The sequence below is a fragment of the Bradyrhizobium sp. Kon37 genome (assembly GCF_055807535.1).
Map to the genome: position 1 here is coordinate 53,774 of NZ_JBVVOY010000033.1, position 8,382 is coordinate 62,155.

The following is an 8,382-nucleotide window of genomic DNA, read 5'->3' on the forward strand; positions in this document are numbered from 1 at the left end:
AATGGAATGAGACGATGATCGAGACGGTTTCGGCACTGATGGGTTTGGTAAGCGCGGGGATCTTCCTGGCCCATGCGTTTGAAGGTTACCGCACGAGGGCCTGAGGCACTCGCGCGGACGGCAAGCATCACCCTTTCAAGACGGCGCGTTCGGACGTTTTTAATCGATCCGATCGAGCATCGCAGACGAGAGCGGCAGGTGTCCCATGCGCAACCATGACCTCGTATCCCATGACCTCGTATCCGGCGGCTTCCTGGCATTGACCGCCGGTGGTTTGGTCCTGCTGTGCTCGAGCCTCATGGCATTGGCCTTCGCCTGAGCACCCCAGCACTTCCCGAAAAATACGCTTACCGCAGTCCAAGCAGCGAACGCCGATAGAGGCTGTCACGGGCTTCGCTCAGGCAGACGAAGCTGCCGTCAAAACCCTGGGCGTACCGCTTCTGGCCTTTGCCGTAGTACACGCCTTTGCTGAAATCGAGCCAGACGACCCGGTCGTGCGGGCAATGACGCTGCGCCTGCGCCTCGTAGCGAAATGGCGTCAGCGGCGTGGCCGATACCTCAGCGCCGCTGCAGCCGATCAGGATCGCAACAGCGAGCGTGATCGCGCCGGGCCATGTGCCGAAGCTGCTCCAATATACTCCGCCAGATACTCCGCAAGACACCACCCGCCTCCCGATCCCAGCCGTCGACGGCCGCCTTGCTTTCACTTGTCCGCTTCGAGTTGCTGCAACGCTTGGTGCAAGCATTCCTGAAGCTTGGCTGCCACCTGTTCGCGCGATACGCCCTTGGCGGCGAGATCGCCTGACACCTTGTCGAGGATCTCGTCCATCTTCTGCTTCTCCAGATGGTCCGTCACCAACGCCGTCGCGTAGCTTGCCGCGGCATCGCCGCTGAGGCCGAGCTGGGTTGCGGCCCAGAGCCCGAGCAGCTTGTTGGACCGGGCCGTGGCCTTGAACATGAGCTCCTCGTCGTGGACGAATTTGGCCTCAAAGCCCTGCTCGCGCTTGTCGAACGTGGACATGGTCAGCTCCATTGTCGTTTCGCTGATCGGGATCGGACTGGCTGGAAGCGAACGTCTCCGTGGTTCACGTCAGGGTCATCTGAAGCTTCCGGCGGAAGCCAAACGCCGTCAAGCCCGCTGGGCTGCGCCCACCGGGCGCGCGCAGGGCACCGATCAGCTCCACGCCAGCCAACCCCGCTAGGCAGGGATGTTTACTGTTCGTTAAGCAGACTCAGCGCCGCATGGCCCGGGGGACATCCAGAGCTGACGCATGAACAAAGAACTGCGGGAGTTTCGACGGCTTGAACGGGTCTGCCTGGAGCAGGCAGCCCTCTCCACCATGGACCTCGCGCGAGGCGGGTTGCTCAAGGTCGCTGACGATTGTCGCGTCGCAGCCGAAGCGATCGAGGCACAATCGCCTCGCAGACCTTTCGCAAGTGCCGTCCAGGCGCTGAAGCAGGCGTTGAGCGTGACGCGCGTCCCTCACCGGCACTGAGGCCAGCGCTCGCGGGCAAGGACATCTTTGACGGGGCGACCGCGCGCGGTCAGCCCTTGGCCTCCGTCTGCTCACGTGCCAACCGTTCGGCCCTCAGCCGCTCCTTGTTGGCGTAAAACGCCTTCTGCGCCGCTTCGTGATCGCGCATGGCTTTTTCGGCTTCGATACGGCGTGTCGCATCGCGCGCCTGCCGCTGCTCGGGGGTCAAGGGCTTGCGCCGGTAGGAAATGTCTTCCGTCATGGCAAAATAACGCGTGGGTGAGGAAAGAGTTCCTCATGGTCACGCTGAGCGGCACTGCGGGCCGACTGCATAATGTGCGAAAACAACCCCATGCACAGTAGCCAAGCCATTCTAAAGACAGCACTTTTTTATCGCACTGACGGTGCGTTTGACCCGCCGGCGATCTCGATGTCGGCAATAACAGGCAAATGGTCCGAATAGGCCCTCGCCCCTTCGTCGGTCCAGACCTTCCCGATCGGGCTGTCGGAGGTTGCATAGATGCGGTCAAGCCGCAGCAGGGGCAGATGCGACGGGAAAGTTCGCAGCCGCGTCCGGTTCGGGCAGACCTGCGCGAGCACGCGCCGCACCGATTTGATCCAGAACCAGTCGTTGAAATCCCCGAGGACGACGGTCCTTCCAGGTTTCACCAGGCTCACCAGCGCCTGAGCCTGCGCATGGCGCTCGTGGATGCTCAAGCCGAGATGCGTGGCCACCACGCGGACATCGCCAACCGGCGTCAGCAGTCCCGCGGCGATCGCCCGGCGCGGCTCGCGCTCACGATACGACACGTCGACGATCTCGGGCGGGCCGGAGAATGGGAAGCGGCTCAGGAGCGTCTGGCCGTATTCGCCATCGGCCGTGACGATCGACTTGGCGTGAACACGGTGATCGCCAACGACACTCGCCAGCTTCGCAAACGGATCGTCTGATCGCGATCGCGAATCCACCTCCTGAAGCGCGACGACATCGGGAGCCCATTTGCGAATGATGGAACAGATACCCTCGAGATCGAACTTCGGATTGAGATTGAAGGTGCCGTGCACATTCCACGTCATGAAGCGCATCGACGCCATCAACGCCTCCCGGCGAGCCACGTCGCGACGAATTGCGCGCCTGCGCAGATCGCGAGCCAGCCCAGGAACGCCAGTGCAAGCAGCAATATGTTGAGCCAGGACGCATTCCTGGCGAGATCAGCGATCTGAGCCCCCAAAACTGCCATGGCGAGAATGCCGGGCGTCATGCCGAGCAGTGTTCCGATCAGGAAGTCACGCAGAGGCAGCGTGCTCGCGCCAGCCACGACATTCACCACCGAGAACGGCGCGATCGGAATCATCCGGATGACGACGACAGCCAGAATGCCCTTGCCGACGACCCGTTCCTGGATGCGCGCGGTACGTCGCCCCAGCAAACGCTGCAGGCGTTCGCGCCCGAGTGCCCGTCCGATCGCAAACAGGACAAAGGCGCTGAGCAAGACGCCCGTGATGGCGGTGACGAAGCCTAGCCATGGTCCGAGTGCGGCAGCCGTTGCCGCGATGAGCACGAGAACCGGAAACACGACCAACCCGCCGACGACGAAAGCCGCTATCGCGAATGGCGGCCCCCAGACGGACTGCGAATAGGCAGACAGAAGCGTCGACATCCGGCCGGCGTCGGCGAAATCGCTCAACGACGTGTACGACCAGGCCATCGCCAGCCCAAGAAGCGCCAGGGCGATCGAGACCATCCCGATGATTGTCTTCGTGCTCCACATGCGCGATGCCGCCCGCTCCAGATGTAGAGGCCGCTCGGGGTCCGCCACCGGCTGAACCATCGTGGCCAGAGTGCTGGTCAGCACCGAGGATTCCACGTCCCGCAGCGCCTTCGTCCCACCGGCTTTGGAGACGTCGTCCAGGAGCGCAAGAAGACGATCGTCGTTTTGCGCAACGGCCTGTTCATCGAGACCGCAGAAATGGCCGATCAGGCGACGGCGGAGCGAGGCGATGAAATTCCGATGCTCGTCTGATGCGGCTTCAAAGATCAGGTCACATTCGCTGTCGGCGCCCATCGATCGATTGTTTAGATTGGCCGAACCGATCCTCAAGATCCGATCGTCGACGATCATGAGCTTGCTGTGCACCATCACGGCCGCTTCCGTATCTCCCTTCCGCGACACCGGGTAGACGAAGCGGATGCGATCGGCGACGCCGGCCGAACTGAAGCAGTCGATGAAGGCGCCCCGGCCGTTCTGCATGGCTTGGGATTCCAGCCACGAGGAATGCAGTTTCGGCGTGACGATCAGAACCCGAAGCGAAGGCACGCGCAGCATCTGCTCCGCCAATTCACGCGCGATCTTGGTGGCGCTGGTGAACTGGTTCTCGATGTACACGAAGCTCGTCGCGGACCGGATCGCTGCGATCAACGAGCGTTCGACCTCCCTGATGGTCGAACCTGCCGGACAAACCACCTCGGTCCTGGCAATGCCAACCGGCATATGCTCAGCCTCAACCGGCACATTCGCCGGCCAGCGCAAGCTTTTCAGCGGGCGCCGATCGTCAATCTGTTGGCCCGCCGCGCGCCAGCGTTGCTCCACGAGGTCGAACAGCCACGCCGCCGCCTCCCCGTCGACCATGCATTGAACATCATGAAACGGCAGGTATGGCTTGCCCTGGGGATCACAGCGCGGTGCGTGATCGGCGCGATGGTCACTCGTGTCCCAGCGCCTGATCGTCAGATCGAGCCCGCCGACGAACGCCAGCGAACCGTCGGCACAGACGATCTTCTGGTGTTGGGCCGAACCAAATGGAAGTGTGGCATCAAGGTGAAACCGGACGCGTTCATCTGTGTCGGCCGTAAATTTGGCCGCGGAATTCCATTCCCTTTCGGAAGCGTAGAACGAGACGAAGTCCCAGACGAGAATGTTGATGCGCAAGGTGGGACGTCGCTGGATCAGCGCGCGCAGGAATGGGCCGAGCTGTTCCGGCAAGCCGTCATCCGCTCGCCCGGATTCTCCCACCAGCATTGTTTCGCTATGGATATCCCACCCGACGATATAGACGAGATCCTGCGCCTGCAGCAGTGCCTCGCGCAGCGCCGCGAAATAAGCGGCAGCATCATTCAGAACCGCCACACGACGCGCCTCGCACCGCCGCCAGACGGTGTCGCCGGGGATCAGGGTCGATGAGCTCTGAAGCAGGGAGACCTCGCCATTTGCGTTCGCGTTGAAACGCACTGAACGCGCAACGGGTTCCCCAACTCAGAACTAGGGTTCACTGTTCAGCGTGTGCGGATTCCGGCGCCACAGCCTCCTTCGCCGCTACTTGGTTCGGACCGCCCTTGCACCAGCGCCTTTCAAGGCGTCTGCGATCTTCTCGGGCGCATCGCCGTGAAAATCCACGGAGACCTCGATCCGGCCTTCCAGCTTCTGGTGCCCCTCCGGCTCAGGCGCGGCCTTGGCGTCAGGACCGGCCGGGCGTGTCCCCGTCGTGTTCGCATCCCCGACGGGCTGGACAAAAACGTCGGTTCGCGGCACGCCGCATTCCTGCACGACATGCTCAACCGCAAGCTCGGCGCCGCGGCGCGTGTCGAATTCTCCGATGATCGTACTTTCCAAGGGCGCCCTCCGTGGCTGGACCAGAGTGCGAACAACTGGTCAGCGAGGGCCAGGTTCCTGAACGCGCGCGGGCGTTTAGAACCGAACGATCCCAAACATGAACAGCAGCGCGAGAGTGATCAACCCGGAGACCAGCAGCGAGCCGAGACATCCCAGCCGGTTCGAGAAAAAGAAGAACATGCCTCGCCCATCCCATCGCTTCGTGACGGGCTAAGTGCTCCCATTCGACAGCGTTCCTGGAGGCGTTTTTGGGCACGCGAACAAGAACCAATCCAAGAACTAATCATTGCGCGGGACGTTGAGTCCGCCATGTCAGACGCTTTTGATTATTTCCGAGCGCATGCGGTCCGGGCCCTTTGCAAGGCCCGGGCGATGCCGCGCGGACGAATGAAACATCTCCAAACCGTCGTGGCCCGGGTCTACCACCTGCTGACCAAGGAGGCTGCCTACGGGCCGAACCTGCAGCATATGGACGACTTCCGGGCAGCCCAGAAGCTCGAGAAGTCCATCGACTGAACTGCAATGACGGTGAGGCTGCGTTCAGCTTCCTTTGGAAGTGGTCCCTGACCGCGACGCGCCAAGCCCGGGATTGATCGCGAGCGACGCGCCGGCCGCGCCGCCGGCTTCATAGGCCGTCATCGACACCATCCGGCTGGCGCTGCGCTGGGTCCGCATCTTCAGATCGAGCTTGTCGAACTCCGCATCGACCACCGAGGTCTTGAGAACCACCAGCCCGCGGCCGGTGCTCTCGTTGACCTGATCGCGACCGGCCTTGATCGCCACCAACTTGTCCGCGATCGACGCCACCATCCCGAGCGCGAAGGAGGCATTGGCCAGATGCCGCTCCTGGTGCCGGAACCTGCTGTAGTCGACCGAGGTCTTGAAGCGGCCAAGTTCGGCGCGCACGGCGCCGTCGATCAACTCAGCCAGATAATGCGCGACCTCGATATCCGCGCCGAGACCGAAGAACACATAGCGGTTCTCGCCGGCCGGGCTCTTCTCGCGCCAGACCCGACAATCGCAGAAACGAGCGATCGCGCCGATGCAGTCGTCCAGCGGAATGCGCTTCTTGCGAAAAGTCTCGTAGACCCTCCGCTCGCACGACGACGCGCGCAGTTCGACGTCGGAGAGCGACAGATCATGTCGATCCAGCAGCTCGGCGACCTTGGCAGCCGCAGACAGCGCCTCGTCCTCGGTGCAGCCATTGGCGATCGTCTTGGCGCGCAACGCCTGAATGCGGAGCTTCAGCTTGTCGAGTGCAGCCGGATTGGATGTCTGATTCACCGATCACCTGTCCGGGTAAACGCGACGGATAGAACCCGGTCGGATAGACCGGCGGAAGGGGTCTCTTGTCAACTGTATTGATCTTCGATTTTTTTCGAACGGGCCTCACTCCTTCTACGTGCGGTGCACGACTCGCCGCACTGACCATAAAATGCAGAGACGAGGCTTCACTACAATTGAGCTTCTCGCTCTATTTCCACCGCAGCTGACAAATCACTGTCGGGAGCAGACCACCACAAGCCGAACGAGGTTGCGTTGGCGCCTTGGCGTTGGCGGCTGCGTCTTGTTCACAGTATTTCGAGCTTGCAGTCAGCCGGCTTTGATCCCTGCGCTTGCTGAGTAGTCGGCAGCAGACTGGTGGATTGAAAGACGCACTGATCAAGGCCGTCGATCGGTTTTGTGCCGCGACACATTCCTGAAGGGAGACCCACTGTTAAGGTTTAGCGGTCAGGTTAACCCCAGCGAACGTTTTGCTGAGAGCGTCGAATTCGATATGACCTCGAATAGAGGAATATTCGAATGTCCGATAGAACCGCATTTCAAACTGCAGATGCAGACGAGCCCCACAACTTTTTTGACCTCGTCATTCCCCTCACCTTCAGCGCCGTAGCCCTCCTGGCCACAGCTGTTTCGCTGGAGGCGATTGGGTTCATCGCTTGGCAGCCAGCCACCTTTTTGGTTGCCTATATTTTTGACTAACGCGATTGGCTGGCATGAGCGAGTTCGAAGGCCTATCTGACCAGTTCATTCTGCGGATGCACGAGTTCATCCGCCATGAGGTGCAAGCAGATAGGCTAGCCGGCACGCGTTTTGTCGGCTTGCCAGCGAGGCTGCGCGCGGAGGCTCTTGCACGCGAAATCGAGCGGCGCGGTTTGTTTTGCACGGCAATCGACTGGCCTCAGCATCTTGAGCCTGGAGCGGACAAATACGCGCCGGCCATTGGACACCGGAAGCCGGTCTAAAGGGCTCCCGCGTAGCGGCCGCGTCTAACCAGTCCCCGGCCCCTCCGAGCCGGGGCCGTATCCCCATGAGGCTACCGTTTGGCTGCCGCCTCGCGCAGCTAACTCCCGGTCCAAATCTTTCAAGCGCCCGAGCAGGTTCTCGACGATATCCATGCAATCGGAAGCTCCCAACGATTGCACGCCGCGCGCCGCTAGCTCGCGCTCCAACATGGCGGCTATAATGATTTGAATGCTCACGAATTCTCCGCCGACTTCGCCCCAGAGACGGTACGGCTCAGCTTAGAAATGGGTTTCGCTAAAGCGAAAGGCCGCAGGGTGGTTCCAGCCCCCGCTGCGGCCATCCCGGGCAAATTAGAAACTGGTACTTAAATCTCGCCGGTGTTCTCACAGTAGAACACAGTGTTCCGAAAAAGGATTCCGTAAGACTACCGGAATTCCAAGCGGCCCGGATTGTCACCCGGATCTGGCAATGGCACCGCTTTCCTACCAGCCCCCATGCTCCCGGCTGCCGATCAATTGCGGATCAGAGCGCCGGGAGCGACGCTAGGCTGGTGCGTAGACTTCCTAGATTCCGGAGGTCGCTACCGCCACAGCCGGCGCGTGATGTTGAACAACGCCGCAAGCGGCACGCCCACCAAGACCCCCAGCATGCCGTACGACGTGACCAGCAGCGCAGCGCTAAGCAGCCCCGCGCTTGTCGCAAATCCATAGGCTGCGCCTAAGCCTCCCAGCGTCCCGGCAAAGACGACCATGTTGCGGTCGTTGCGCGCCTCGACGTTATAGATCGGCGGCCTTTTGCGGTGAAGAATGGGAGGACCGAACGGCACCTTCGAGCCGCAATTTGGACAAGCCGACGCACTCGTCGAAACCGGGTGGTCGCAGTCGTGGCAATCGATCAGCTTTTTGGTCCGTCCCATGCGCGCTTCTTCGACACAGAAAGACGGATTAGGACACCGTCGGACATGAGCGGCCCGAGACATAGGTGACAAAACGTACCGGACACATGGGTTACACTTTCCGCTTTTGTTCTGCGGGAGGTGTGGATGCCGT

Annotated in this window: 12 protein-coding genes; 4 read left to right on the forward strand and 8 right to left on the reverse strand. The window is 61.5% G+C overall.

Features of this window, described 5'->3' with window-relative positions; genetic code table 11:
- Positions 1–347: 347 nt before the first annotated feature.
- A complete protein-coding gene (locus AC0L3J_RS34015; RefSeq protein WP_473349977.1) occupies positions 348–662 on the reverse strand; it encodes a hypothetical protein in 315 nt (104 codons plus the stop codon).
- A gap of 41 nt (positions 663–703) precedes the next feature.
- A complete protein-coding gene (locus tag AC0L3J_RS34020) occupies positions 704–1,021 on the reverse strand; it encodes a DUF1476 domain-containing protein (protein WP_473349978.1) in 318 nt (105 codons plus the stop codon).
- Positions 1,022–1,271: 250 nt separating this feature from the next.
- Here AC0L3J_RS34020 and AC0L3J_RS34025 point away from each other — a divergent pair, with 250 nt between their 5' ends.
- Entirely contained in the window at positions 1,272–1,496 is a 225-nt protein-coding gene (locus AC0L3J_RS34025) for a hypothetical protein (protein ID WP_027566955.1), read from the forward strand.
- Positions 1,497–1,545: 49 nt separating this feature from the next.
- On the opposite strand, the gene AC0L3J_RS34030 is transcribed toward AC0L3J_RS34025, so the two are convergent.
- From AC0L3J_RS34030 to AC0L3J_RS34045, 4 genes are all read right to left on the reverse strand, one after another.
- Complete coding sequence (locus AC0L3J_RS34030; protein ID WP_007591059.1) at positions 1,546–1,737, reverse strand: hypothetical protein; 192 nt, start codon at positions 1,735–1,737, stop codon at positions 1,546–1,548.
- Between the two features lie 128 nt (positions 1,738–1,865).
- Entirely contained in the window at positions 1,866–2,570 is a 705-nt protein-coding gene (locus tag AC0L3J_RS34035) for an endonuclease/exonuclease/phosphatase family protein (RefSeq protein ID WP_473349979.1), read from the reverse strand.
- The gene (locus tag AC0L3J_RS34040) at positions 2,570–4,603 is read right to left on the reverse strand and encodes a VTT domain-containing protein (RefSeq protein WP_473349980.1); all 2,034 of its coding nucleotides are present in this window, start codon (positions 4,601–4,603) and stop codon (positions 2,570–2,572) included. The genes AC0L3J_RS34035 and AC0L3J_RS34040 overlap by 1 nt, the downstream gene beginning before the upstream one ends.
- Before the next feature lie 186 nt (positions 4,604–4,789).
- Positions 4,790–5,086: a hypothetical protein gene (locus AC0L3J_RS34045; RefSeq protein WP_456764342.1), complete on the reverse strand. Its 297-nt coding sequence runs from the start codon at positions 5,084–5,086 to the stop codon at positions 4,790–4,792.
- 309 nt (positions 5,087–5,395) lie between these two features.
- Here AC0L3J_RS34045 and AC0L3J_RS34050 point away from each other — a divergent pair, with 309 nt between their 5' ends.
- Positions 5,396–5,602, forward strand: a complete 207-nt coding sequence (locus AC0L3J_RS34050) for a hypothetical protein (RefSeq protein ID WP_473294615.1) — start codon at positions 5,396–5,398, stop codon at positions 5,600–5,602.
- A 24-nt stretch (positions 5,603–5,626) separates the two neighbouring features.
- Here the strand turns inward: AC0L3J_RS34050 and AC0L3J_RS34055 are convergent, their stop codons facing one another.
- A complete protein-coding gene (locus tag AC0L3J_RS34055) occupies positions 5,627–6,370 on the reverse strand; it encodes a DUF7168 domain-containing protein (RefSeq protein WP_473349981.1) in 744 nt (247 codons plus the stop codon).
- 519 nt (positions 6,371–6,889) lie between these two features.
- On the opposite strand from AC0L3J_RS34055, the gene AC0L3J_RS34060 reads away from it, so the two are divergent.
- Entirely contained in the window at positions 6,890–7,069 is a 180-nt protein-coding gene (locus AC0L3J_RS34060; protein ID WP_473349982.1) for a hypothetical protein, read from the forward strand.
- 14 nt (positions 7,070–7,083) lie between these two features.
- Positions 7,084–7,332 carry a hypothetical protein gene (locus AC0L3J_RS34065; RefSeq protein WP_473294618.1) on the forward strand — a complete coding sequence of 83 codons (249 nt, stop codon included), beginning with the start codon at positions 7,084–7,086 and terminating at the stop codon, positions 7,330–7,332.
- 581 nt (positions 7,333–7,913) lie between these two features.
- Here the strand turns inward: AC0L3J_RS34065 and AC0L3J_RS34070 are convergent.
- Positions 7,914–8,249, reverse strand: coding sequence for a hypothetical protein (locus tag AC0L3J_RS34070; RefSeq protein WP_473294619.1), 336 nt, complete (start codon positions 8,247–8,249; stop codon positions 7,914–7,916).
- Positions 8,250–8,382: the final 133 nt, after the last annotated feature.